The organism is Ferrimonas sp. (assembly GCF_048263965.1).
In the GTDB taxonomy this organism is placed as follows: Bacteria; Pseudomonadota; Gammaproteobacteria; order Enterobacterales; family Shewanellaceae; genus Ferrimonas.
This window is the reverse complement of the sequence record NZ_JBLXDO010000015.1, coordinates 66313-91653: the sequence shown is the minus strand read 5'-3', so window position 1 is coordinate 91653 and position 25341 is coordinate 66313. Positions and strand designations below refer to the sequence as shown.

Genomic DNA, 25341 nt, shown 5'->3' with positions numbered 1-25341 from the left:
TGGGGGAATGACAGGCGTCAAGGGGGAAAAGGTGGAAAAATCGCTCACTTAGGTTGAGGAACTTAACGAACTGGCAACCAAATACAAAAAAGGGGACCCCAAAGGGTCCCCTCTCTTTCGGATTGCATCTATTAGCGACGCAGGCCCAGCTTGGCGATCAGCTCAGCGTAGGAGGTGTGGTTCTTACGCTTCAGGTAGTCCAGCAGCTTACGACGCTGGGAAACCATGCGCAGCAGACCACGACGGCTGTGGTGATCGTGGATGTGCTTCTTGAAGTGACCTTGCAGATGGTTGATCTGGTGGGTCAGCAGAGCAACCTGAACCTCAGGAGAACCGGAATCGTTCTCGCCGCGGCCAAACTCAGCCAGAATCTTTGCTTTCGCTTCAGTGCTTAGTGACATAATAATCTCCGAATTTACAAATAGGCTGGGCCGATCACTAATTCAGCTCCAGCAGGACGGGGTATTCTAGCGGCTGTGTCCCCTGGACTCAACCCTGGCTGACGTTAATCAGCCTCTTTGGTGCCACCAGGCCGTCTGCGTCGATTTCACCGACACCGACAAACACCCGCTGGCTGCCCACGGTCAGGCGTACCGCACCCTCTTTGGGCGCCTTGGGAACCTGAACAGGCTGGCCCTGCATGATGTAGCTGGCCACCACCTCGTTCATGTTCACTTCAGGCAGAGTCATCACCGCAGTGTCCATTGGCAGCAGCAGGGGATCCAACAGCTCCTTAGGCTTACGGCCCTGGTCCAGGGCCTGTTGCAGCAGGTTTTCCAGCTGTTCCAGGTTGACCATACGCTCATAGGGGTAACCGGCCACTTGGGTACGACGCAGCACGGTAACGTGCGCTCCGCAGCCCAGCAGCTCGCCCATGTCGTCGACAATGGTGCGGATGTAAGTGCCCTTGGACACGTGCAGTTCCATCTCCACTTCATCGCCTTCGAATCGGATCAGCTCTGCTTCGTAGACGTTGATGGGGCGGGCCTCACGGGGCACCTCGATGCCCTGGCGGGCATACTTGTACAGTGGCTCACCCTGATACTTCAGGGCGGAGTACATGCTGGGGATCTGCATCGACTCACCACGGAAGTGGTCAATGGCCTTGTTAATCTCTCCCAGGCTGATGTTCACCGGGCGCTCCTCAACCACTTCACCATCGGCGTCCGAGGTGGTGGTGCGAACACCCAGCTTAGCAACAACGCGATAGCGCTTATCCGCCTCCAGCAGGTACTGGGAAAACTTGGTGGCTTCACCAAAGCACAGAGGCAGCATCCCGGTCGCCAGAGGGTCCAGGGCACCGGTGTGCCCCGCCTTGGCGGCGTTGTAGATGCGTTTTACCCTCTGCAGGGCATCGTTAGAGGTGATGCCCGCCGGCTTGTCCAGCAGGACAATGCCGTCAACCAATCGGCCGCGAAAACGACGTCTGGCCATTACTTCTGATCCTCATCTGACTCTTGAGTGCCGTGCTTTTCGGCCTTAGCCTCATCCTGGGCAACCGCCTTGTTCACCGCATTGGTCATGCGGATCCCCTCCACCAACGACTTGTCGTAGGTGAAGCGCAGCTCAGGAATGGCGCGCATATTGCGCAGGCTGGAGGCCAGCAGTGAGCGGATGTAGGGCGCCAGCTCAAGCAGCGCGTCCATCTGGCTCTTAACCTGCTCTGGCTCGTCGTCCAGGAAGGTCACAAACACCTTGGCATAGTTGAGATCCCGGGACACCTCAACGTCGTTGATGGTGGTCATCCCCAGGCGGGGATCCCGGATCTCGCGCATCAGGATCATCGCCAGCTCGCGCTGGATCTGCTCATTGACACGCCGGGTTCGACTGAATTCTCTCGCCATAACACCTAAATCCGGGGAGGGTTTCCCCTCCCCTACTCAATTGCTTACAGGGTACGCTTCACTTCGACGGTTTCGAAGACTTCGATCTGATCGCCGACTCTCACGTCATTGTAGTTCTTCACGCCGATACCACACTCCATGCCGTTACGCACTTCGGCAACGTCGTCCTTGAAGCGACGCAGGGACTCCAGCTCGCCTTCGTAGATAACCACGTTTTCGCGCAGTACACGGATGGGGGCGGAGCGCTTAACGATACCCTCGGTAACCATACAGCCGGCAACCGCACCAATCTTTGGCGACTTGAACACGTCACGCACTTCGGCCAGACCGATGATCTGCTGCTTGAACTCAGGGGCCAGCATTCCGCTCATGGCCGCCTTCACCTCGTCGATGAGGTCGTAGATCACGCTGTAGTAGCGCAGATCCAGGTTCTCGTTCTCCACAGTGCGACGGGCAACGGCATCGGCACGGACGTTGAAGCCCACCATGATGGCGTTGGACGCTGCCGCCAGAGAGGCGTCGGTCTCGGTGATACCACCCACGCCACGACCGATGATGTTCACCTTCACCTCGTCGGTGGACAGCTTCATCAGGGAGTCGGCAATGGCTTCCAGGGAGCCCTGTACGTCGGCCTTCAGTACCACGTTCAGTTCGGACACATCGCCTTCCTGCATGTTGGCGAACATGTTCTCCAGTTTCGCCTTCTGCTGACGGGCCAGTTTCACCTCGCGGAACTTACCCTGGCGGTGCAGGGCAACTTCACGGGCTTTCTTCTCGTCACGAACTACGGTGGCTTCATCACCGGCAGCAGGTACCCCGGACAGACCCAGGATCTCTACAGGGATGGACGGACCGGCAGACTTGATCTCTTTACCGTTCTCATCGCGCATGGCACGAACACGGCCATACTCCAGACCACAGAGAACGATGTCGCCCTGGTTCAGAGTACCTTCCTGTACCAGGATGGACGCGATAGGACCGCGCCCCTTATCCAGACGGGACTCGATCACCACGCCGCGGGCCATGCCCTCTTCGCGTGCGCTCAGCTCCAGTACTTCAGACTGCAGCAGGATGCCTTCCAGCAGTTCGTCGATGCCCATACCGGACTTGGCGGACACGTGAACAAACATGTGCTCACCACCCCAGTCCTCTGGGATCACTTCGTGCTGAGACAGCTCGTTCTTAACACGATCCGGATCGGCGGACTCTTTATCCATCTTGTTCACGGCAATCACTAGGGGCACACCGGCCGCCTTGGAGTGCTGAATCGCTTCGATGGTCTGAGGCATTACGCCGTCATCGGCCGCCACCACCAGAACTACCAGGTCGGTAGCCTGGGCACCACGGGCACGCATGGAGGTAAAGGCTGCGTGGCCAGGGGTATCCAGGAAGGTGATCATGCCGTTACCGGTTTCTACGTGGTAGGCACCGATGTGCTGGGTAATACCACCGGCCTCACCATCGGCCACCTTGGCACGACGGATGTAATCCAGCAGAGAGGTCTTACCGTGGTCAACGTGACCCATGATGGTCACGACTGGCGCGCGAGGACGCACTTCCGCTTCGGTGTCACGATCGGACAGTACGGAATCTTCCAGCTCATTCTCGTTGCGCAGAATCACCTTGTGACCCATCTCTTCACATACCAGAACGGCAGTTTCCTGATCGATCACCTGGTTGATGGTCGCCATGGCGCCCATCTTCATCATCACTTTAATCACTTCGGTGGCTTTCACGGCCATCTTGTTGGCCAGCTCACCTACGGTGATGGTTTCACCCACTTCAACGTCGCGAGTCACCTTCTCAACAGGCTTCTGGAAGCCGTGCTGATTGGCAGCAGTTTTGCCACGGCCACGACCGCGACCACGCTGAGGACCGCGAGCGGTGCGATCGTCGGCAGGCTTCTTCTTCTTACGACGACGGCCGCGCTCGGCCTGGGCGTCGGAAGCGTCTTCTGCTGCACGGGCGGCGGTAGAGGTGGTCACGTGGTAATCCGCCTGTTCGCGGGCCTTACGTTCTTTCTCTTCCGCTTCCCAGCGCTTGGCGTTCTCTTCTGCCAGACGCTTGGCCTCTTCGGCCTTGGCTTTGGCTTCCTCTTCCGCTTTACGGGCGGCTTCGGCTTCCTGGGCTGCCTTCAGTTTCTCCGCTTCCTGACGGGCGGTATCATCTTGGGCCTTATCTTTCGCCATCAACTTCTCTTGCTCCTCGCGCTTGGCTTTGTCTGCTGCCTGTCGCTTGGCCTTCTCCTCGGCGTCACGTTTGGCTTTCTCTTGTGCTTCGCGCTTGGCTATCTCTTCGGCTTCACGTTTGGCCCGCTCCTCCGCCTCTCGGCGTGCCGCGTCTTCTGCGGCCTTACGGGCTTCCTCTTCCTGACGTTGCTGCTCTTCAATCGCGCTGCGCTTCACATAGGTGCGCTTCTTGCGCACCTCAACCTGTACGTCCTTTGATTTGCCTCCACCGGCGTTCACGCTCAGAGTTGAGCGCTTCTTGCGTTGCAGAGTCATGCGGGTGGGCTCCGTGCCGCCCCCGTGCTGGCCAGACAGGTGGTTCAGCAGGGTCTCTTTCTCCTGCTGAGTCACGTTGTCGCTAGCACCTTTCTTGATGCCGGCTTCGGCAAACTGGGCAACCAAACGATCAACCGGCTTACCTACTTCTTTGGCGAGTTGTTCTACTGTCAAATCTGCCATATTTCTTGAATCCTCCGTTGATCGACTCAGGCCTCGTCACTGAACCAGCAAATGTTGCGGGCGGCCATAATCAGTTCGCCGGCCTTTTCTTCGGTCAGCTCTTCAATTTCACTCAGGTCATCGATACCCTGCTCGGCCAGATCTTCCAGGGTGATGACACCCTTGGAAGCCAGCACATAGGCCAGGTGACGATCCAGGCCCTCCAGACCCAGCAGGTCTTCAGCAGGCTCGGCACCGTCCAGGGCTTCTTCGCTGGCCAGGGCCTTGGTGGTCAGGGCGGCTTTGGCGCGCTCTCGCAGCTCCTCAACCATCTCCTCCTCCAGCCCTTCGATCTCCAGCAGCTCCTGAATTGGCACGTAGGCGATCTCTTCCAGGCTGGTGAAGCCCTCATCAACCAGTACTTCGGCGAACTCGTCGTCGATGTCCAGGCCGTCTACAAACAGGGTGATCAGACGATCAGACTCTTCCTGGTGCTTGGTGGCCATGTCGTCGGTGGTCATCACGTTCAGTTCCCACTCGGTCAACTGAGACGCCAGACGTACGTTCTGACCGTTACGGCCAATGGCCTGGGCCAGGCTGTCAGGCTCTACGGCAACGTCCATGGAGTGGGCGTCTTCGTCCACCACAATGGAACCGACATCCGCAGGCGCCATCGCCTTGATCACGTACTGAGCCACGTTGTCGTCCCACAGGACGATGTCGATACGCTCACCACCCAGCTCACCGGATACCGCCTGAACACGCGCACCGCGCATGCCCACACAGGCACCTACGGGGTCGATACGCTTATCGTTGCTCTTCACGGCGATCTTGGCTCGGGAGCCTGGATCACGGGCGGCGCCCATAATCTCGATCATCTCTTCACCAATCTCCGGCACCTCGATGCGGAACAGCTCGATCAGCATCTCTGGCTTGGTCCGGCTCAGGAACAGCTGGGCACCACGGGACTCGGGGCGCACAGAGAACAGCAGAGCACGAACGCGGTCGCCGGGGCGGAAGTTTTCGCGGGGCAGCATCTCTTCGCGATACAGGATCGCGTCGGCGTTGTTGCCCAGGTCCAGGATGACGGAGTCGCGATTCACCTTCTTCACCACACCGGTCACCAGCTGTCCCTCTTTATCGCGGAACTGCTCGATGATCAGGCCACGCTCGGCTTCACGTACCTTCTGCACGATTACCTGCTTGGCGGTCTGGGTGGTGATGCGGTCGAACTTCACAGACTCGATCTGCTCTTCCACGTAATCACCGGCTTCGATGCTCTCATCTTCGTACATGGCACGGGCCGCGGACAGGGAGATCTCCTTGGTAGGCTCCTCCATCTCCGCGTCGTCTTCCACTACCAGCCAGCGGCGGAAGGTGTCGAACTCACCGGTTTTCTGATCGATCTCGACGCGAACCTCGATCTCAATCTCATACTTTTTCTTAGTGGCAGTCGCCAGGGCCGTTTCCAGGGCCTCGAAAATCTTCTCACGCGGCAGTGCTTTTTCGTTAGATACCGCTTCGGCGACTAATAAAATCTCTTTGCTCATGGGTCAGCCTCGTTTCACCCTGAAACTCTCAGAATTTAGCTACCAGGTGGGCTTGCCGCACGTTAGCTAAAGCCACTTCCTGATCCTTACCTTGCACTGACAGGGTGATCATTTCGCCTTCTACAGCCTTGATCTCGCCCTTCAGCTTGCGTTTACCCTCCATCGGCATGTTGAGCAGGACATTCACCTCCTCGCCGATGAAGCGTTGATAATGGGCCGGCGTAAACAGCGGACGCTCGATACCGGGAGAAGAAACCTCCAGGTTGTACTCGGTGCTGATGGGGTCTTCCACATCCAGCACCGCGCCTACCTGGCGGCTCACCTCGGCACAGTCATCCACTGTGATGCCGTTTTCGTGGTCGATAAACACCCTAAGAGTGGAGTGCGAACCGGCACGAACATACTGAATACCAACCAGCTCGTAGCCCAGGGCCACAACTGGTTCTTGCAACATATCGGTTAAGCGTTGCTCTAACGTAGCCATTGCGCCTCCCCCTACAAACGAAAAAAGGGCCTAAAGCCCTGTTATCAAAGTGACAATTACGATAAACACAATCAGATGGCCTGTTCTCTACAGCCCCATGTGATTGCGCTATCGTCTCCATCACAGTGGTTCAGATAACAAAAAGCCCCGAGCAAAACGGGGCTTAAAGTGCGCTGGACCCTGTTTAGGATGACTTGGGTCATCGAACCATTCCAGGGGAACAGCTCACCGCCTCCGTCGCGGCCTTCTCGGTAGTACAACATCACCTTGCGGTGATTACGGAGATCTGCGGTTTGCCCTCAGCACCGGACAACAACCGCGAGATTACCCTCAACAGTTTAGTCCATCGCTACCCCTTGGGAGGGGGGTCAAACCAGCGGCCTAGATTATACTGATGCAGCCTTGACCACGCAAGGGCATCACCAAGCCACAAAAAAGAAAAAAGGCCGATTTTTCAATCGACCTTTTTCGGTATGGTGCCGAGAGCGGGACTTGAACCCGCACGTCCATAGGACACTACCCCCTCAAGATAGCGTGTCTACCAATTCCACCACCTCGGCGTATTCTGTTACTGCGGCAGGTTGTCCTGTACAGGCTGCTCTACTTCGATGGTTTCGAAGTCGCTGGTCACCTTGCCCTTATGAGAGGACATGTTACCCAGAACCAGGCTCAGTACAAAGAACAGTACGGCGCAGATTGCGGTGGCACGGGTCAGGAAGTTACCTGAACCTGTGGACCCAAACAGGGTACCGCTGGCACCGGCGCCAAAGGAGGCACCCATGTCTGCACCTTTACCTTGCTGAATCAGCACCAGGCCGATAATGGCCGCGGCGACCAGCAGGTAAGCTACCATCAAAACCGTAAAAAGCATATCGCTTATTCCGCGTTCATTGCGATGCTGCACACTGCCAGGAACTCACTGGCATTGAGGCTCACACCGCCAATTAATCCACCGTCCACATCGGGCTGAGAGAAGAGATCCGCTGCATTGCTGGGCTTAACGCTGCCACCATACAGGATTCGAATCTTCTCGCCGATAAAGGGCGAAACGTCAGACAGTCTCTGTCTGATAAAAGCATGCACCTCTTGGGCCTGCTCTGGGGTGGCACTCTTGCCAGTACCTACGGCCCAGAGGGGCTCGTAAGCAATAATGGCATTATCGAAGGCCAAGGTCCCGACTTTTTCGATTACCGCATCCAGTTCACCGGAGATAACTTCAAAAGTTCGGCTCGCTTCGCGGGCCGCCAGGGACTCCCCGACACACAGAATGGGGGTCAATCCCATCTTCTGCGCTGTGGCGAATTTATCTGCCACGATGTCACTGGTCTCACCGTACATACGACGGCGCTCGGAGTGACCAATGATCACGTATTTACATCCGAACTCGCGCAACATGGAGGCGGAAACTTCGCCTGTGTATGCGCCATATTCGTGGTGGCTAACGTTCTGCGCTCCGAGGCGAACCAGTCGGCCGTCCAGACTCTGCTTGCTCTCTTCCAGCAAGCGGCTGGCACTCTCCAGGAATACAGTCGGCGGACAAATCAGCACTTCGGCGGAATCATCCTTAAGCTTGGCAAACTTTTTGACCAGCTCATCAGCTAACTGACGGGAGCCGTTCATCTTCCAGTTGCCGGCGACCATAGGGCGTCTTAGTGCCATACTTCTCTCCTGTGAAAGCGGGCGAGATAATAACGAACCCCTTTTTAAGTTACAAGTCCTCACCCGTTAAAAACCGTCTTAAGCGGCTTAACTGCTTCTATTTTATCCGTCTTACCACTTCTGTGTCTCTGCCAGCACCTTAAGAACGTCGACCGTCTCACGGACATCGTGCACCCGCAGCACAGAAGCGCCCCCCTGGGCACAGAGCAAGGCTCCGGCAAGGCTGGCGGCAAGGCGCTGATCCACCTGACGTTCCAGCAGATTTCCAAACATGCTCTTTCGGCTCAGCCCCGTCAGCAAGGGCAGCCCCATGGTCAGAAACTCCTTCAGCCTGGCCAACAACTGGTAGTTGTGATCCAGGGTCTTGCCAAAGCCAAAGCCAGGATCCAGCAGCAATCGCTCTCTGGGGATCCCCGCCGCGACACAGGCCTCGATGCGCGCGTCGAAAAAACCACGGATGTCAGTCATGAGTTCGCCGTACACAGGATCCTGCTGCATGGTCCTGGGTTGGCCCTGCATATGCATCAGGCACACAGGCACCTGCAGATCCGCCGCCGCCGCCAGGGCGCCGGGTTCCTGAAGGGCTCGAACATCATTGATCAATCCGGCGCCGGAGGCCACCGCTTCACGCATCACCTGGGCCTTGCTGGTATCCACGGATATCACCACGTCCAGTTCGGAGCTGATTGCCTCTACCACAGGCACCACCCGATTGAGCTCCTCCTGCAGCGCCACATCCGGCGCCCCCGGACGGGTGGACTCGCCGCCCACATCCAGGATGGTGGCCCCATCGTTGACCATCTGTCTGGCCTGCTCCAGGGCCGCATCCAGCCGGTTGAAGCGACCGCCGTCGGAGAAGGAGTCCGGAGTCACATTGATGATCCCCATCACCTGGGGCCGGGTCAGGTCCAGCACTCGGCCGGCGCAATCGAGTCTCATCGTTTCCTCTCTCCATAAAAAAGTCCCGCCGATGGCGGGACTTCGTAGTGTATCAGATTCTGTTACTTGGCGGGGGCGCCGGCACCGTCAATGTCGGTGTCTTTGCTCTCAGGGGCCTTGGGCTCAGACTCCACCTTACTGCCACCAGTAGGCTTGTCGTCGGAGTCGCCACTGGACCAGTCCGCAGGCTCTCGCACGTCGCGACGGGCCATCAAGTCATCGATCTGCTTGGCATCAATGGTTTCGTACTTCATCAGCGCGTCGGTCATGGTGTGGAGGATATCCATGTTGTCCTCCAGAATGCTCAGGGAGCGCTGATAGTTACGGTCGATGATGTCCTTGATCTCTTCGTCGATCATCTTGGCGGTCTCATCGGACATGTGGCTGGCCTTGGCCATGGAGCGGCCCAGGAACACCTCACCATCCTCTTCCGCATAGTTCATCGGCCCCATGCGAGAGGAGAGACCCCACTGGGTCACCATCTTACGGGCGATCTCAGTGGCCCGTTCGATGTCGTTACTGGCACCCGTGGTCACCTTGTCGGCACCATAGATGATCTCTTCGGCGATACGTCCGCCATAGAGGCTGGAGATCATCGACTCCAGGTGCTGCTTGGAGTGGCTCCAACGGTCCTGCTCAGGCAGGTACATGGTGACACCCAGGGCACGGCCGCGAGGAATGATGGAGACCTTATAGACCGGATCGTGCTCAGGCACCATACGACCGACAATGGCATGACCTGCCTCGTGGTAGGCGGTCATCTTCTTCTCCTCCTCGGTCATCACCATGGAGCGGCGTTCCGCCCCCATCATGATCTTGTCCTTGGCTTTCTCAAACTCCTCCATGGAGACCAGGCGACGGTTACCGCGAGCAGCAAACAGGGCTGCTTCGTTCACCAGGTTGGCCAGGTCGGCACCGGAGAAGCCGGGAGTACCGCGGGCAATGAGATCCGCTTTCACGTCTTCTGCCAGGGGCACCTTGCGCATGTGCACCTTGAGAATTTGCTCACGACCTCGCACATCAGGCAGACCCACAGTCACCTGACGGTCGAAACGGCCGGGACGCAGCAGTGCGGGGTCCAGTACGTCAGGACGGTTGGTGGCGGCAATAACGATGATACCTTCGTTACCCTCGAAACCATCCATCTCAACCAGCATCTGGTTCAGGGTCTGCTCACGCTCATCGTGACCACCACCCAGGCCGGCACCACGCTGACGACCCACGGCATCAATCTCATCGATGAAGATGATGCAGGGGGCAGATTTCTTCGCCTGGTCGAACATGTCGCGAACCCGGGAGGCACCCACACCCACGAACATCTCGACGAAATCGGAACCGGAGATGGTGAAGAAGGGTACCTTGGCTTCGCCGGCGATGGCCTTGGCCAGCAGGGTTTTACCCGTACCCGGAGGACCGACCATCAAAACACCGGTGGGAATCTTGCCGCCCAGCTTCTGGAACTTGGTGGGGTCACGCAGGTAATCCACCAGCTCCGCCACCTCCTCCTTGGCTTCGTCGCAACCGGCAACGTCAGCGAAGGTGGTCTTGATCTGGTCTTCACCCATCAGGCGCGCCTTACTCTTACCGAAGGACATGGCACCTTTGCCACCGCCCCCCTGCATCTGGCGCATAAAGAAGATCCACACGCCCACCAGCAACAGCATCGGGAACCAGGAGATGAAGATCTGGGCCAGCACACTGGGCTGCTCAGGCGGCAGACGGCTGATGTCGACCTTGTTCTTAATCAGGTCATCAATCAGCTTGTCGTCGAACGCCGGCATGTAGGTAATGAACTGGTCGCCGTTGCGGGTCTTGCCCGTAATGGTGACGCCATCCTCCTGGAACTCCACCGCAGGCACCTGGCCATTGCTGTAGGCTTCAACGAAGGCGGTATAGCTGATGGCATTGCCGGTGCTGCTGGCAGGGTTGTAACCCTTAAACACAGACATCAGCACGACAGCGATAACCAGCCATAAAATCAGATTTTTCGCCATGTCACTCAAGGTAGAGAACCTCGCAAATTCCTTTGTTTATTCTTAGCAAGCTTACAACTTGTAGCCGCTTGCCACAATGTAGACCTCTCGGGACCGAGCACGGGAGGAATCCGGTTTACGAATTTTTACAACTTTGAAGGCTTTACGTATGTCAGCCAGGTATTGATCAAATCCTTCCCCCTGGAACACCTTCACGATGAAACTGCCGTTGGGGGCGAGTACCTGGTAACACATGTCCAAAGCCAGCTCCACCAGGTACATGGCGGAGGGTTGGTCCACCGAGGCGTTACCTGAGAAGTTGGGGGCCATGTCCGACAGCACCACGTCCACCTTATCGTCACCCACCTTTTTCAGCAGGGCACCCAGTACCGCCTCTTCACGAAAATCCCCCTGGAGGAAATCGACTCCGGCGATTGGGTCCATCGATAAAATGTCGCAGGCGATCACCTGCCCCTCCAGGCCGATCTCCTGTACCGCGTACTGGGACCAGCCTCCTGGGGCCGCCCCCAGATCCACCACGGTCATCCCGGGCCTGAGCAGTTTGTCCTTGCCCTGGATCTCCTCCAGCTTAAAGACCGCCCGCGAACGCAGCCCCTTCTTCTGGGCCTCCTTCACGAAGCGGTCATCGAAATGTTCTTTCATCCAGCGCGTGGAACTGGCGCTGCGTTTCTTTTTCGGATTACCGGCCATAACTCTCCAGACCGTCAATGTGCCAATGATCTTACCGATAGTGGAACACTACGGTAAGAATTAGTATTACGCTATAGATGGCGTTAGAATACGCGCTTTTCAAGTCCCCAAACGAAATGAGTGGCCTAATGAGTCAATTAACAACCAAGCAGAAGCAGTACCTCAAGGGTCTGGCCCACAGCCTGAAGCCCGTGGTTCTGCTCGGTGGCAACGGCCTGACCGAAGGGGTCATGGCTGAAATCGAACTGTCCCTGGCTCACCATGAGCTGATCAAGGTGAAGGTTGCCAGCGAAGACCGCGAAAACAAGCGTGCCATCATCGATGCCATCGTCCGTGAATCCGGCGCCGCCGAGGTGCAGGTTATCGGTCATATCCTGGTGCTGTATCGTCCTTCTGAAAAACAGAAGATCGAACTGCCCAGAGCCCGATAACAAAAAAGCCGCACACGATGCGGCTTTTTTGTGCGCGGGGCGCCTGGAGACAAGGTATTACTTGTACTCCACCTGAATAATTTCGTACTCAACCTCGCCGCCCGGTGCCTTTACCACCACCACGTCATCCAGCTCCTTGCCAACCAGAGAGCGGGCAATGGGCGAGTTCACCGAGATCATCCGCTGCTTCAGATCCGCTTCGTCGTCGCCCACGATGCGGTAGGTCACCTCTTCATCGGTTTCCACATTGAGAATGGTTACCGTGGCACCGAAGATCACCCGACCATTGTTGGGGATCTTGGTGACATCGATGACCTGGGCTGTGGACAGCTTGCTTTCGATGTCACGGACTCGGGCTTCGCACAGACCCTGCTCTTCGCGGGCGGCATGATACTCGGCGTTCTCTTTTAGATCACCCAGCTCACGGGCCTCAGCGATGGCCTGGGAGATCGCGGGGCGCTTAGTATGTTTCAGATGCTCCAGCTCTTCACGCAGCTGCTGAGCACCCACAACGGTCATAGGAACCTGGGTCATAATCTGCTTCCAATTCAGTTCGGACAAAAGCTCTCCCGGCCAGGACAGATCCTGACCCCTAAAGGCTACTTCCGGGGAGTTTATTCTTACTAGGTGGACCGATTGTAATAAGAAAACGCCGGCGGGTCACCCCTGCCGGCGTCTCAGTTAGGTTAAAAAACCCAGCTTACTTCAAACTGCGTTGATGCAGCTCCTGCACAGAACTGACCTTGCCACGGTCATCGGCCGCGTGGGCCAAACAGGTGGCGAAAGCCGCGTTCATGGTGGTGGTGTAGTTCACCTTGTGCTGCAGGGCGCCACGACGCAGGTGCTTGGAGTCCTCAATCGCCTGACGACCCTCGGTGGTGTTAACGATGTAGGTGTACTCATCGTTCTTGATGCGATCCAGGATGTGGGGGCGTCCCTCATGGATCTTGTTCACCAGGCGAGGGTTGATGCCCGCCTCCCCCAGAGCCACGGCGGTACCATGGGTGGCATCCAGCTGATAGCCGAGCTCGATGAGCTGGCTGGCCAGATCCGCCACCCGGGCCTTGTCACCCTGGCGAACGGACAGCAGAGCCCGGCCGGACTTGGGCACATCCTTGATGGCACCCAGCTGCGCCTTGGCGTAGGCCTCGGCGAAGGTATCACCGACCCCCATCACCTCACCGGTAGAGCGCATCTCTGGACCCAACAGGGGATCCACGCCGGGGAACTTGTTGAAGGGCAGCACCACCTCCTTGACGGAGTAGTAGGGCGGAATCACCTCCTGGGTGAAATCCTGCGCCTTGAGGCTGGTGCCGGCCATCACCCGGGCGGCGATCTTGGCCAGGGGCACGCCGGTGGCCTTGGACACAAAAGGCACGGTGCGGGCAGCACGGGGGTTCACCTCGATGAGGTAGATGGCGTCGTCCTTCACCGCGAACTGCACGTTCATCAGACCCACTACACCCAGCTCCAGGGCCAGCTTACGCACCTGATCCCGCATCCTGTCCTGGATATCCTGGCTCAGGGTGTAGGGAGGCAGAGAACAACCTGAGTCACCGGAGTGAACCCCCGCCTGTTCGATATGCTCCATGATGCCGCCGATGACCACGTCCACACCGTCGCATACGGCGTCCACGTCCACCTCGGTGGCGTCGTCCAGGAAGCGATCCAGCAGTACCGGAGATTCGTTGGACACGCTGACCGCCTCATTGAAGTAGCGGCGCAGGTCCTGCTCGTCATAGACGATCTCCATGGCACGACCACCCAGCACATAGGAGGGGCGTACCACCAGGGGGTAACCGATGCGCTCGGCATCAAGAACTGCCTGCTCCATGGTGGTCACCGTGCTGTTCTCAGGCTGCTTCAGGCCCAGGCGTTCAACCGCCTGCTGGAAGCGCTCACGATCCTCAGCGCGGTCGATGGCGTCCGGGCTGGTGCCGATGATGGGCACACCGGCCGCCTCCAGGGCACGAGCCAGTTTCAGCGGGGTCTGACCGCCATATTGAACGATAACGCCCTTGGGCTGCTCAACACGGGCAATCTCCAGCACATCCTCCAGGGTTACCGGCTCAAAATAGAGTCGGTCGGAGGTGTCGTAGTCGGTGGACACGGTTTCCGGGTTGCAGTTAACCATGATGGTTTCGTAGCCGTCGTCACGCATCGCCAGGGCGGCGTGCACACAGCAGTAATCGAACTCGATGCCCTGACCGATGCGGTTGGGGCCACCGCCAATCACCATGATCTTCTCTTTGTCGGAGGGCTGAGCCTCACACTCCTCCTCGTAGGTGGAGTACATGTAGGCGGTGTTGGTGGCAAACTCTGCGGCACAGGTATCCACTCGTTTGTACACCGGCAGCACCTGCTGACGCTGACGCAACTTACGAATTTCAGACTCGGAGTGAGCCAGCAGCTGCCCCAGGCGGGCATCGGAGAAGCCTTTGCGCTTCAGTTTGCGCATGAAGTCGGCATCCAGGCCGGCGAACCCGTGCTCTTTCACCTGCTCCTCAAGGCTGACCAGCTCTTCCAGCTGCACCAGGAACCAACGGTCGATGTGAGTCAGCTTATGAATCGCTTCCATGGACAGACCGGCACGGAAGGCGTCGCCCACGTACCAGATGCGCTCACAACCCGGCTCCTGCAGCTCATAGCGGATCTTCGACAGAGAGGCGTTCTCCTCCAGGTCGACCACAGAATCCAGACCGTTCATGCCGGTCTCCAGACCGCGCAGGGCTTTCTGCAGGGACTCCTGGAAGGTGCGGCCGATGGCCATCACCTCACCCACAGACTTCATCTGGGTGGTCAGGCGGTCGTTGGCGCCGGAGAACTTCTCGAAGTTGAAGCGCGGCACCTTGGTGACCACGTAGTCGATGGAGGGCTCAAACGACGCAGGGGTGGCGCCACCTGTGATGTCGTTTTGCAGCTCATCCAGGGTGTAACCCACAGCCAGCTTGGCCGCCACCTTGGCAATGGGGAAGCCGGTGGCTTTGGAAGCCAGGGCGGAGGAGCGGGACACCCGAGGGTTCATCTCGATAATCACCAGACGACCATCTTTGGGGTTTACCGCCCACTGTACGTTGGAGCCACCGGTCTCAACGCCGATCTCCCGCAGCACGTTCATGGAGGCGGTACGCATCAGCTGGTACTCCTTGTCGGTCAGCGTCTGGGCTGGGGCGACAGTGATGGAGTCTCCGGTGTGAACCCCCATGGGGTCAAAGTTTTCAATGGAGCAGACGATGATGCAGTTGTCGGCGCGGTCCCGCACCACCTCCATCTCGTACTCCTTCCAACCGATGAGGCTCTCATCGATCAGCAGTTCATTGGTGGGGGAGAGATCCAGGCCGTTGGTGCAGATGTTCTCGAACTCCTCCCGATTGTAGGCGATACCGCCACCGGAGCCGCCCATGGTAAAGGAGGGGCGGATGATGCAGGGGAAGCCCACCTGATCCAGTACCGCGTTGGCTTCCTCCATGGTGTGAGCGATGCCGGAGCGCGGGGTCTCCAGGCCGATGGATTTCATCGCCTTGTCGAAACGGGCCCGGTCTTCCGCCTTGTCGATGGCGTCGGCGGTGGCGCCGATCATCTGAACACCGAACTCCTCAAGGACACCGTGCTTCTCCAGCTCCAGGGCGCAGTTCAGCGCGGTCTGGCCACCCATGGTGGGCAGTACGGCGCAGGGGCGCTCCTTCTCGATGATCTTGCGCACCACCTCCCAGTGGATGGGCTCGATGTAGGTGGCGTCGGCCATCTCAGGGTCGGTCATGATGGTGGCCGGGTTAGAGTTCACCAGAATCACCCGGTAACCCTCTTCCCTCAGGGCCTTACAGGCCTGGGCACCGGAATAGTCAAACTCACAGGCCTGGCCAATCACAATGGGGCCGGCGCCCAGAATCAGAATGCTTTGAATGTCGGTACGTTTTGGCATTGTTCTATCTCTTCACTCCGGACTACTGGGCGGCTCTGGCTTGCATCAGTTCGATAAAGTGATCGAACAGCGGGGCGGCATCGTGAGGCCCGGGGCTCGCTTCGGGGTGACCCTGGAAGGAGAAGGCGGGCTTGTCAGTGCGGTGAATTCCCTGCAGGGTGCCATCGAACAGGCTCTTATGGGTGGCCTTGAGGTTGGCGGGCAGGCTGGCTTCATCTACGGCAAAGCCATGGTTCTGGGCGGTGATCATCACCTGACCACCATCGAGATCCTTCACCGGATGGTTGCCACCGTGGTGACCGAACTTCATCTTCACCGTGTTGGCGCCGGAGGCCAGCGCCAGCAGCTGATGCCCCAGGCAGATGCCAAAGACAGGGATCTCGGTCTCCAGGATGTGGCGAATCGCCTCGATGGCGTAATCGCAAGGCTCAGGGTCCCCCGGGCCATTGGAGAGGAAGATGCCATCAGGGTTCATCGCCAGCACTTCGGCGGCCGGTGTCTGGGCAGGCACCACGGTCACGCCGCAGCCACGATCCACCAGCATGCGCAGGATGTTCTGCTTCACGCCGTAATCGTAGGCCACCACCTTGAACTTCAGCTCCTCGGAAGGCGTGTCACTGGGCAGACCGCCCATCAGCTTCCAGCTGCCTTTACGCCAGCTGTAGGGTTCGCTGACGGTCACCTCTTTGGCCAGGTCCATCCCCTTGAGGCCGGGGAAAGCCTGAGCCAACTCCTGAGCCTTGGCGACCTCAGCTTCGCCAGTGATGATGCAGCCGGCCTGGGCGCCCTTCTCCCGCAGAACCCGGGTCAGCTTGCGGGTATCGATATCGGCGATGCCGACAACGTTATGCTGCTTGAGGTAATCGGAAAGGGTTTGTTCGTTTCTGAAGTTGGATGCCAGGGCTGGCAGGTCACGAATGATAAGGGCGGTAGCATGAATGGCTGAGGATTCAACGTCTTCGGAATTGGTTCCGGTGTTACCGATGTGAGGGTAAGTAAGAGTAACAATTTGACGTGAATAGGAAGGATCGGTCAGGATTTCTTGATAACCAGTCATAGAAGTGTTAAAAACGACTTCTCCGACAGCCTTTCCATCGGCACCTATAGAAGTACCATGGAAAACAGTGCCGTCCTGGAGCACTAATAGGGCAGTTTTGTTCAACTTGACCTCCCACCAGATTATTTATAAGTTATTGTTTTTACGTTGGTACAGAACGTAAACCTCCAACTTGCCAAGGGCAAAAAGTGTATTTTTGGCAAATTCCGGAAATTATAGCGACCAAAGTCTCATTTGTATATAGGCAAGTAGAAAAAAAGGGCTAAAAAGCCCCTTTCTTATTTGAAACCCAATACTTGCTGCATGTCATACAGCCCGTTTTCCCTCGATGACAACCAGAGCGCTGCCCGCATGGCTCCGTTGGCAAAGGTCATTCGGCTGGACGCCTTGTGGGTGATCTCCAGTCGCTCACCGATGTCGGCAAACAGGGCGGTGTGCTCACCGACGATGTCGCCGGCGCGGATGGTGGAGAAGGCGATGGTCTGACGATCCCGCTCGTCCGTAATCCCCTCTCGACCATAGATGGCACACTCTTCCAGATCCCGACCCAAGGTGTCGGCAATCACTTCGCCCATGCGCAGGGCGGTACCGGAAGGCGCATCCTTCTTATACCTGTGGTGGCCCTCGATGATCTCAATGTCGGTGTAGTCGCCCATCACCTTGGCTGCGGTCTCCAGCAGCTTGAACAGCAGGTTCACCCCCACCGCCATGTTGGGAGCCAGTACTATGGGCAGATCCTGGGCCAATTCGGCAATGCGCTCCTTCTGATGGCTGTTGAACCCTGTGGTGCCAATGGCCATGGGCTTGCCGTGCTGGGCACACCAGGCGGCCAGTTCCACCGTGGACTCAGGGTTGGTGAAATCGATCAGCACGTCGAAGTCATCACTCACCAGGTCCGGTTTATCCACCAGGGTAACGCCGACGGAGCCGTGGCCAATCAGGTCACCGGCATCCACGCCCATCAGAGTGGATCCAGAACGCTCAATGGCAGCCCCCAAACGGATCTGAGGATGAGCCAGTGCGGCTTCAATCAGGGTGCGGCCCATTCGGCCGCTGGCACCCACTATGGCAACCCGGACTTTATCCATGGTTTACAGCTCCCTACTCTCTTTAACTATCCGAACCATCATATGCCTAATGGCAGGGGACTTAAAGGGGATGTCACTCTCCCATAACCGGTACCGCGAGAGTCCATAAAAAAAGGGGGAAGCCTTGGCTTCCCCCTGATGTCCCTTACTTAATCTCCAGCAGCTCCACTTCGAAGACCAGAGCGGAGAAGGGAGGGATGGCACCACCGGCACCACGCTCGCCGTAGGCCAGCTGGTGAGGGATGTACAGCTTCCACTTGGCACCCTTGCTCATCATCTGCAGGGCTTCGGTCCAACCAGCGATTACGCCGCTAACGGGAAACTCTACGGGCTCGCCACGCTCTACGGAGCTGTCGAACACGTTGCCGTCGATAAAGGTACCGTGGTAGTGGCAGGCAACAGTGCTGTTCAGGCCAGGCTTATCGCCTTCACCTTCACTGATGATCTCGTACTGCAGGCCGGACTCAGTGGTGATCACGCCATCACGCTTGGCGTTCTCCACCAGGAAGGCGTCGCCTTCAGAAGCGGCTTCCTTAGCCTTGGCTTCGCGGGCTTCCGCCAGACGCTGAGAGATTACAGCAAAAGCCTGCTGCAGCTCAGCCATCTCTACCAGGCTGTCTTTGCCTTCGAAAGCATCGGCCAGGCCCTGCTGAACGGCGGAGATCTCTACGCCTTCAAAGCTGTTGGCGGCCAGTTGCTCACCCAGCTGACGGCCTACGCCGTAGCTGGCCTTCTGTTCTACTGATTCGAACTTCATGGTATTGGTTCCGGTCGGGAAAAACTGTTGCGGAGTGTATCACCTTGGGAAAGGCGTGAACACAGGTGGGAGAGGAAAAGAGCCCGATTCAAACTGGCGGGCTCTTTCGGTTCTGACCATGAAGGTTAGTCAGCGCTTACACCGGGGTGTAATCCCCTGCCCCTGAGCCTGCTGGAACAGCGGCTGTACCTGGGGTTGCAGCGACTTCAAATCGCCAATTCGGGTACTGTGAGAGGGGTGGGTGGAGAGCAGCTCCGGTGGCGCATTGCCACCGCCGGCTTCAGCCATGTTGTGCCAGAGATCCACCGCCTGTCCCGGATCGAACCCGGCTCGGGCCATCAGCTCTGCGCCCATCACATCAGCCTCACTCTCCTGGGTACGGCCATAAGGCAGGGTGATTCCCACCTGCACCCCCAGACCCAGACCCGCCATATACACATCCTTGTTGGCATTGCCCTTAAGGAAGATATCGGCGATCTGCAAGCCCGCGTTGCTGAGCTGAGAGCGAGAAACCCGCTCATTACTGTGCCTGGCCAACACATGAGCCACCTCATGGCCCATCACCGCCGCCAGCTGATCCTGGTTCTTCGCCACCTCCAGCAAGCCGGTGTAAACACCGATGTGCCTGCCTGGCAGAGCGAAGGCGTTCACCTGCTCCGAATCGAACACCACCACTTCCCAGGCCTTGGGGTTATCCCCCAGGGCGGTGATGATGCCATCGGCCACACACTGGACATAGGCGTTGGTGGCCTTGTCGGTGGAGATGGTCTCCTTCTCCTTGATCTGGGCAAAGGACTGATCCCCCATCTGCGCCATCTCCTGGGGAGAGAACAGCAACATCTGATCCCGGCCGGTGGGCGACTGATGAGTCGCACAGGAGGTCAGCAGGCCCAGGAGTGAAAGGGTGGCAATCAATCGCATATCGGTCTCCATAAAAAACTGAGGGGCGCTTGCGCGCCCCTCTAGGTTAACCGAAATCGGCTGTGAAACTACAGCTTCAGGTTGTCGTCCAGGAAACTGAGGATCTCACCATAAACTTCGACCCGGGTTTTCTCGTCAAACACGCCATGGCCCTCTTTATCCAGCTCTACCCACTTGTAAGAGAGCTTGTGCTGATCCAGAGCCTTGCGCAGCGCCTCGGCATGCTCGATCGGCACACGCTCATCCTCACCGCCGTGGATGATCAGCAGCGGGATCTTCAGCTTGTCCACATTGTGCACCGGGGAGAAGGCTTTCATATTGCTGTCATCCTCACCCACCACATCCTTCAGGTAGCGAACGCCGGATTTGCGGGTTGGAATATCCCCCACCTCATACATCAGCTCCAGATCATAGACCCCGGCAAAGCCGATGGCACACTGGAACAGATCCGGGGCCAGAATGGGGGCCTGCAGCGCGGAGTAGCCACCGAAGGAGCCGCCGTAGATGCAGATGTTGTCCTTATCCACCTTGCCCTGCTCAATCATATGTCTGGTGGCATCGATGATGTCGTACTGAATCTTACTGCCCCAGTTGCGGTAACCGGCCACCTCGTAGTTACGGCCATAACCGCCGGAGCCGCGGAAATTCACCTGAAGTACCGCCATGCCCCGGCTGGCCATCATCTGGGCCTGGGAGTCATAGCCCCAGTGGTCTCTTGGACCATGGGGGCCACCGTGGGGGTTGACCACCAGGGGCAGATTCTTGGCCTCCTTACCCGCAGGGACGGTCAGATAACCATGAATGGTCATGCCATCCCGGGCCTTAAAGCTGAAGGGCTCTACCGTAGCCGCAGCCTTTGAGTCCACCCAGCCTCGCTTGGCAAGAAGGGGGCGGACGTTGTTCTTTTTGCGATCATAAAGGTAGTAGGTTCCAGGATTGGTATCGCTATAGGCAAGCACTACGGACAGATTACCATCCAATGTCTGGCTGGTGATGGCTACCTGGTGGCCGGGAAAGGCCTGCAACAGTCCCTTCAGGGTTTGGGCATCTTTACTCTTACCATCGACAAATATGTAGCTGGGATAACCCGGCTCCACCTCCAGGGCATAGAGGTTCTTGCCATCGGCGGAGAACTTCCAGCCGGATGGATTCACCACATCATCGCGATACACCACCTTGCTCTTGCCGGTCTTCAGGTTGACCTTTTTCAGTGCCTGCAGGCTGTGGTCATTGTCATCCAGCACATAGACCTCATCCTTGGAGGCAAAGGAGATAGGGTAGATTTCTCCGTCGTTACTCTCCTCATCGTAGAACAGGGTCCAATCCTCCCCCATCCCTTCCCGGTAGTACATCTTGTAGAAGCCGTCGTTGTTGGTGCCGGCAACAAAACGCACTTCACCATCATGGTCTGTCAGGAAACCTGAGTAAGCCACTGGGGCGTAAGCCACCTTCTTGCGTTTGCCATTGTGGATATTCACCTTGAATACGGTAGCGTTGCGATCTCCTTTGGAGCTCATGGGAGTGGACTTGATCAGCACATAGTCCTCATCCTCAGGCAGGGGATCGATCATATGCCCCCAGGCCTGAATGGGATCAGAGCCCTTGGCCAGGCGGGTGCCAGTGCTGAACTTCCCTGAGTTGTAACCAAACAAATAGAGGGGCTTTTTGCCGTTGAAATCCACGGCCATCAGCTCGCCATAATCCTGAGGCTGAGCAACCCAGCCCTTAAGATACTCCTTGGTGGTCACCAGGCGATCATTGCTGGCCCAGTAGTAGGCGCCGACCTGGCCATTACCCTTATAGCGAATTCCGTGGCGCAGCTTCAGGGTGTCGGTGTCCAAAATCGCCACTACCTGCTTACCATCAGCCTTAGTCAGCATCGCCAGATGATCCCCTTCGGGGGAGATCTTAACTGAATAGGCCTGGCTGGCTTTGGCAAAATGCTCCACCGGCAGCTCGGCCGCCCAGGCGGGCAACGCCAGCAAAATTGCCAGCATGGAAATAAGTCGGGTCACGGAAACGCTCCTTGTTACATAGATGATTCTTATGGGTTTCCGCATGTTAAAGAAAAAGAGCCGCTGTTAAAAGCGGCTCTTTTATAAATGGGATTCAGTCGGTTAACTGGTCAGGTCGTCGAAAAACTTCTTCACACCATCAAAGAAACCTTCCGCCTTGGGGCTGTGTTTCTTGGAAGAACCGGACATGGTCTGCTCCAGTTCACGCAACAGCTCCTTCTGACGCTCGGTCAGATTCACCGGGGTTTCGATGATCACCTTGCAGATAAGATCGCCCACTGCATGGCTGCGTACGGACTTCACACCCTTACCGCGCAAGCGGAACATGCGACCTGTCTGAGTCTCCGCGGCCACCTTGAGGCTGACGCGGCCATCCAGAGTCGGCACTTCGATGTCGCCACCCACCGCAGCGGTAGCGAAGCTGATGGGCACTTCGCAGTAGAGGTTGTTGCCATCGCGCTCGAAGATGGGGTGGTCCTTGACGTGCACCTGTACATACAGGTCGCCCGCTGGCGCGCCCACTTCACCCGCTTCCCCTTCACCGGAGAGACGGATACGGTCACCGGTATCCACGCCGGCCGGAATCTTCACAGACAGGGTCTTGGTCTTCTCGACACGACCCTGGCCATGACACTTGCCACAGGGGTCTTTAATTACCTTGCCCTTACCTCGACAGGTAGGACAGGTCTGGTTTACCGCAAAGAAGCCCTGGCGCATCTGGACCTGGCCCTGGCCATGGCAGGTGCCACAGGTCTGGGCACTGGAACCGGACTTGGCGCCGCTGCCGTTACAGCTGTCACAGGTGGCAAGAACGGGAATGCGGATCTCCTTGGTGATCCCCTTAACCGCTTCCTCCAGGGTCAGCTCCATGTTGTAGCGCAGGTCGTTGCCGCGGGCAGGACCGGCACGGCCGCCCCGGCGGCCGCCGCCAAAGATATCGCCAAACACGTCACCGAAGATGTCACCGAAATCGCCACCGGCGCCACCACCGAAGCCGCCGCCACGGTTAGGGTCTACACCGGCATGGCCGAACTGATCGTAAGCGGCCCGCTTCTCGGAATCGGTGAGGATCTCGTAGGCTTCCTTCACCTCCTTAAAGCTCTCCTCAGCCTTGGCGTCCCCCGGGTTACGGTCCGGGTGGAACTTCATCGCCAGGCGTTTGTAGGCCTTTTTAATATCTCGCTCGCTGGCATCTCTGGCCACCCCGAGCACTTCGTAGAAATCGCGTTTGGACATATCTCTAGCCGTCAGTAGTCTCGCAAAAACGGGCGGTCGGTGGTACCGAACGCCCGTTGTATTGTCAGGTCAAAGGACGTTAAGAATTACTTCTTGTCGTCTTTCACTTCTTCGAACTCGGCGTCTACCACGTCGTCCTGAGGCTGCTCAGCCTGTTGGGCGCCTTCGGCACCACCTTGGGCGGCCTGAGCCTTGGCCTGAGCAATCTCCATCAGCTTCTGGGAAGCCTGGATCAGCTCCTGGGTCTTGGCTTCAATGGCTTCCTTATCGGAACCCTTAGTCGCCTCTTCAACCTCTTTGATGGCCGCTTCAATCTTCTCTTTCTCGTCCGCAGGCAGCTCTTCACCCGCTTCCTCGATCTGCTTACGGGTGGCGTGCGCCAGACCGTCAGCCTGGTTACGGGCCTGAACCAGCTCCTCGAACTTCTTGTCCTCTTCAGCGTGGGCTTCGGCTTCGTTCACCATCTTGCTGATTTCGTCCTCAGACAGACCGGAAGAAGCCTGAATGGTGATCTTCTGCTCTTTGCCGGTGCCCTTGTCCTTGGCGGACACGTGCAGGATACCATCGGCATCGATATCGAAGGTCACTTCAATCTGAGGCAGACCACGAGGAGCCGCCTGGATGCCTTCCAGGTTGAAGTTACCCAGAGACTTGTTGGCGCCGGCTTGCTTACGCTCACCCTGCAGCACGTGAATGGTCACGGCAGACTGGTTGTCCTCGGCGGTGGAGAACACCTGAGACTTCTTGGTGGGGATGGTGGTGTTCTTCTCAATCAGAGAGGTCATCACGCCACCCATGGTCTCGATACCCAGAGACAGAGGAGATACGTCCAGCAGCAGTACGTCTTTCACGTCACCGGCCAGTACACCACCCTGAACCGCAGCACCCATGGCCACAGCTTCGTCTGGGTTAACGTCCTTACGAGGCTCTTTGCCGAAGAAGTCGGCTACCGCTGCCTGTACCTTAGGCATACGAGTCTGACCACCGACCAGAATCACGTCCTGAACGTCGGAAACGGACAGGTCGGCGTCACGCAGGGCCACTTTCAGAGGCTCCAGAGAGCGGGTGATCAGATCTTCAACCAGGGCTTCCAGCTTGGCGCGGGTTACCTTGATGTTCATGTGCTTAGGACCGGTGGCGTCTGCAGTCACGTAAGGCAGGTTCACTTCGGTCTGCTGAGCAGAGGAGAGTTCGATCTTGGCTTTCTCGGCAGCTTCTTTCAGACGCTGCATCGCCAGGGGATCGTTCTTCAGGTCAATGCCCTGCTCTTTCTTGAACTCTTCTACCAGGTAATTAATCAGACGGTTATCGAAGTCTTCACCACCCAGGTGGGTGTCACCGTTGGTGGCCAGTACTTCGAAGGTCTTCTCACCTTCAACGTCGTCGATCTCGATGATGGAGATATCGAAGGTACCACCACCCAGGTCGTATACGGCGATGATGTTGTCACCGGTCTTCTTGTCCAGGCCGTAGGCCAGGGCAGCAGCGGTAGGCTCGTTGATGATGCGCTTCACATCCAGGCCAGCGATGCGACCGGCATCCTTGGTGGCCTGACGCTGGGAGTCGTTGAAGTAGGCAGGAACGGTGATCACCGCTTCAGTCACCTCTTCACCCAGATAATCCTCTGCAGTCTTCTTCATCTTCTTCAGAACTTCTGCAGACACCTGAGGCGCAGCCATCTTCTTGCCCTGGGCTTCAACCCAGGCATCACCGTTGTCAGCCTCAACAATCTTGAAAGGCATGATGTCGATGTCACGCTGTACCACTTCATCTTTGAAACGACGACCAATCAGACGCTTGATGGCGAACAGAGTGTTGTGAGGGTTGGTAACCGCCTGGCGCTTGGCAGGCTGACCGACGAGAATCTCGTCATCGGTGTAGGCGATGATAGAAGGAGTAGTACGATCCCCTTCCGCGTTTTCAATAACCTTAGGCTTGTCGCCATCCAGGATAGCCAGACAGCTGTTGGTGGTACCCAGGTCGATGCCGATGATCTTGCCCATCGAAAGCCTCCAAAAAATACGTTTATATCTAAAGCTAACTAAGCTAATTCTTTCGTTAACCCCTATCTGGGGTTAGCGCCCTGCC

The 25341-nt window shown here is 57.6% G+C and carries 21 protein-coding genes and 1 tRNA gene; 1 reads left to right on the top strand and 21 read right to left on the bottom strand.

Annotation, left to right across the window (positions count from 1 at the left end):
* Positions 1 to 131: 131 nt before the first annotated feature.
* From rpsO to rlmE, 12 genes are all read right to left on the bottom strand, one after another.
* Complete coding sequence (gene rpsO / locus ACN0RV_RS13780) at positions 132 to 401, bottom strand: 30S ribosomal protein S15 (protein ID WP_028108592.1); 270 nt, start codon at positions 399 to 401, stop codon at positions 132 to 134.
* Positions 402 to 489: 88 nt separating this feature from the next.
* Positions 490 to 1434: a tRNA pseudouridine(55) synthase TruB gene (gene truB / locus ACN0RV_RS13775; RefSeq protein ID WP_028108593.1), complete on the bottom strand. Its 945-nt coding sequence runs from the start codon at positions 1432 to 1434 to the stop codon at positions 490 to 492.
* Positions 1434 to 1844, bottom strand: a complete 411-nt coding sequence (rbfA, locus tag ACN0RV_RS13770; protein WP_417348363.1) for a 30S ribosome-binding factor RbfA — start codon at positions 1842 to 1844, stop codon at positions 1434 to 1436. The genes truB and rbfA overlap by 1 nt, the downstream gene beginning before the upstream one ends.
* Before the next feature lie 44 nt (positions 1845 to 1888).
* The gene (gene infB / locus ACN0RV_RS13765) at positions 1889 to 4531 is read right to left on the bottom strand and encodes a translation initiation factor IF-2 (protein ID WP_417348361.1); all 2643 of its coding nucleotides are present in this window, start codon (positions 4529 to 4531) and stop codon (positions 1889 to 1891) included.
* Positions 4532 to 4557: 26 nt separating this feature from the next.
* Positions 4558 to 6060: a transcription termination factor NusA gene (nusA, locus tag ACN0RV_RS13760; RefSeq protein ID WP_286341774.1), complete on the bottom strand. Its 1503-nt coding sequence runs from the start codon at positions 6058 to 6060 to the stop codon at positions 4558 to 4560.
* Positions 6061 to 6088: 28 nt separating this feature from the next.
* Entirely contained in the window at positions 6089 to 6544 is a 456-nt protein-coding gene (gene rimP / locus ACN0RV_RS13755; RefSeq protein ID WP_417348359.1) for a ribosome maturation factor RimP, read from the bottom strand.
* Positions 6545 to 7018: 474 nt separating this feature from the next.
* Positions 7019 to 7104, bottom strand: a tRNA-Leu gene (locus ACN0RV_RS13750).
* Positions 7105 to 7112: 8 nt separating this feature from the next.
* Positions 7113 to 7415: a preprotein translocase subunit SecG gene (gene secG, locus ACN0RV_RS13745; protein ID WP_286341772.1), complete on the bottom strand. Its 303-nt coding sequence runs from the start codon at positions 7413 to 7415 to the stop codon at positions 7113 to 7115.
* Positions 7416 to 7420: 5 nt separating this feature from the next.
* Positions 7421 to 8203, bottom strand: a complete 783-nt coding sequence (gene tpiA, locus ACN0RV_RS13740; RefSeq protein WP_286341771.1) for a triose-phosphate isomerase — start codon at positions 8201 to 8203, stop codon at positions 7421 to 7423.
* A 111-nt stretch (positions 8204 to 8314) separates the two neighbouring features.
* Positions 8315 to 9142 (bottom strand): dihydropteroate synthase, encoded by an 828-nt coding sequence (gene folP, locus ACN0RV_RS13735; protein ID WP_417348356.1) that lies wholly within the window; start codon positions 9140 to 9142, stop codon positions 8315 to 8317.
* A gap of 62 nt (positions 9143 to 9204) precedes the next feature.
* On the bottom strand, positions 9205 to 11145 hold the full coding sequence (ftsH, locus tag ACN0RV_RS13730; RefSeq protein ID WP_417348354.1) for an ATP-dependent zinc metalloprotease FtsH: 1941 nt from the start codon (positions 11143 to 11145) through the stop codon (positions 9205 to 9207).
* A 42-nt stretch (positions 11146 to 11187) separates the two neighbouring features.
* Complete coding sequence (gene rlmE / locus ACN0RV_RS13725; RefSeq protein ID WP_417348352.1) at positions 11188 to 11826, bottom strand: 23S rRNA (uridine(2552)-2'-O)-methyltransferase RlmE; 639 nt, start codon at positions 11824 to 11826, stop codon at positions 11188 to 11190.
* Between the two features lie 128 nt (positions 11827 to 11954).
* Between rlmE and yhbY the strand changes: the two genes are divergently transcribed.
* Complete coding sequence (gene yhbY / locus ACN0RV_RS13720) at positions 11955 to 12257, top strand: ribosome assembly RNA-binding protein YhbY (RefSeq protein WP_051215908.1); 303 nt, start codon at positions 11955 to 11957, stop codon at positions 12255 to 12257.
* A 57-nt stretch (positions 12258 to 12314) separates the two neighbouring features.
* Here the strand turns inward: yhbY and greA are convergent, their stop codons facing one another.
* The 9 genes from greA to dnaK all read right to left on the bottom strand — a co-directional run bounded on the left by greA (position 12315) and on the right by dnaK (position 25256).
* On the bottom strand, positions 12315 to 12791 hold the full coding sequence (greA, locus tag ACN0RV_RS13715) for a transcription elongation factor GreA (protein WP_417348350.1): 477 nt from the start codon (positions 12789 to 12791) through the stop codon (positions 12315 to 12317).
* 166 nt (positions 12792 to 12957) lie between these two features.
* A complete protein-coding gene (gene carB, locus ACN0RV_RS13710; RefSeq protein ID WP_417348348.1) occupies positions 12958 to 16179 on the bottom strand; it encodes a carbamoyl-phosphate synthase large subunit in 3222 nt (1073 codons plus the stop codon).
* A 22-nt stretch (positions 16180 to 16201) separates the two neighbouring features.
* Positions 16202 to 17341, bottom strand: coding sequence for a glutamine-hydrolyzing carbamoyl-phosphate synthase small subunit (gene carA / locus ACN0RV_RS13705; protein WP_417348346.1), 1140 nt, complete (start codon positions 17339 to 17341; stop codon positions 16202 to 16204).
* A 173-nt stretch (positions 17342 to 17514) separates the two neighbouring features.
* Complete coding sequence (gene dapB, locus ACN0RV_RS13700; RefSeq protein WP_417348344.1) at positions 17515 to 18324, bottom strand: 4-hydroxy-tetrahydrodipicolinate reductase; 810 nt, start codon at positions 18322 to 18324, stop codon at positions 17515 to 17517.
* Positions 18325 to 18469: 145 nt separating this feature from the next.
* Positions 18470 to 19081: an FKBP-type peptidyl-prolyl cis-trans isomerase gene (locus ACN0RV_RS13695; RefSeq protein ID WP_417348342.1), complete on the bottom strand. Its 612-nt coding sequence runs from the start codon at positions 19079 to 19081 to the stop codon at positions 18470 to 18472.
* Between the two features lie 129 nt (positions 19082 to 19210).
* Positions 19211 to 20002 carry a M48 family metallopeptidase gene (locus ACN0RV_RS13690; RefSeq protein WP_417348340.1) on the bottom strand — a complete coding sequence of 264 codons (792 nt, stop codon included), beginning with the start codon at positions 20000 to 20002 and terminating at the stop codon, positions 19211 to 19213.
* 68 nt (positions 20003 to 20070) lie between these two features.
* Positions 20071 to 22017 (bottom strand): alpha/beta hydrolase family protein, encoded by a 1947-nt coding sequence (locus tag ACN0RV_RS13685; protein ID WP_417348338.1) that lies wholly within the window; start codon positions 22015 to 22017, stop codon positions 20071 to 20073.
* Between the two features lie 102 nt (positions 22018 to 22119).
* On the bottom strand, positions 22120 to 23253 hold the full coding sequence (gene dnaJ, locus ACN0RV_RS13680; protein ID WP_286341759.1) for a molecular chaperone DnaJ: 1134 nt from the start codon (positions 23251 to 23253) through the stop codon (positions 22120 to 22122).
* 86 nt (positions 23254 to 23339) lie between these two features.
* Entirely contained in the window at positions 23340 to 25256 is a 1917-nt protein-coding gene (gene dnaK / locus ACN0RV_RS13675) for a molecular chaperone DnaK (protein WP_417348336.1), read from the bottom strand.
* Positions 25257 to 25341 lie beyond the last annotated feature (85 nt).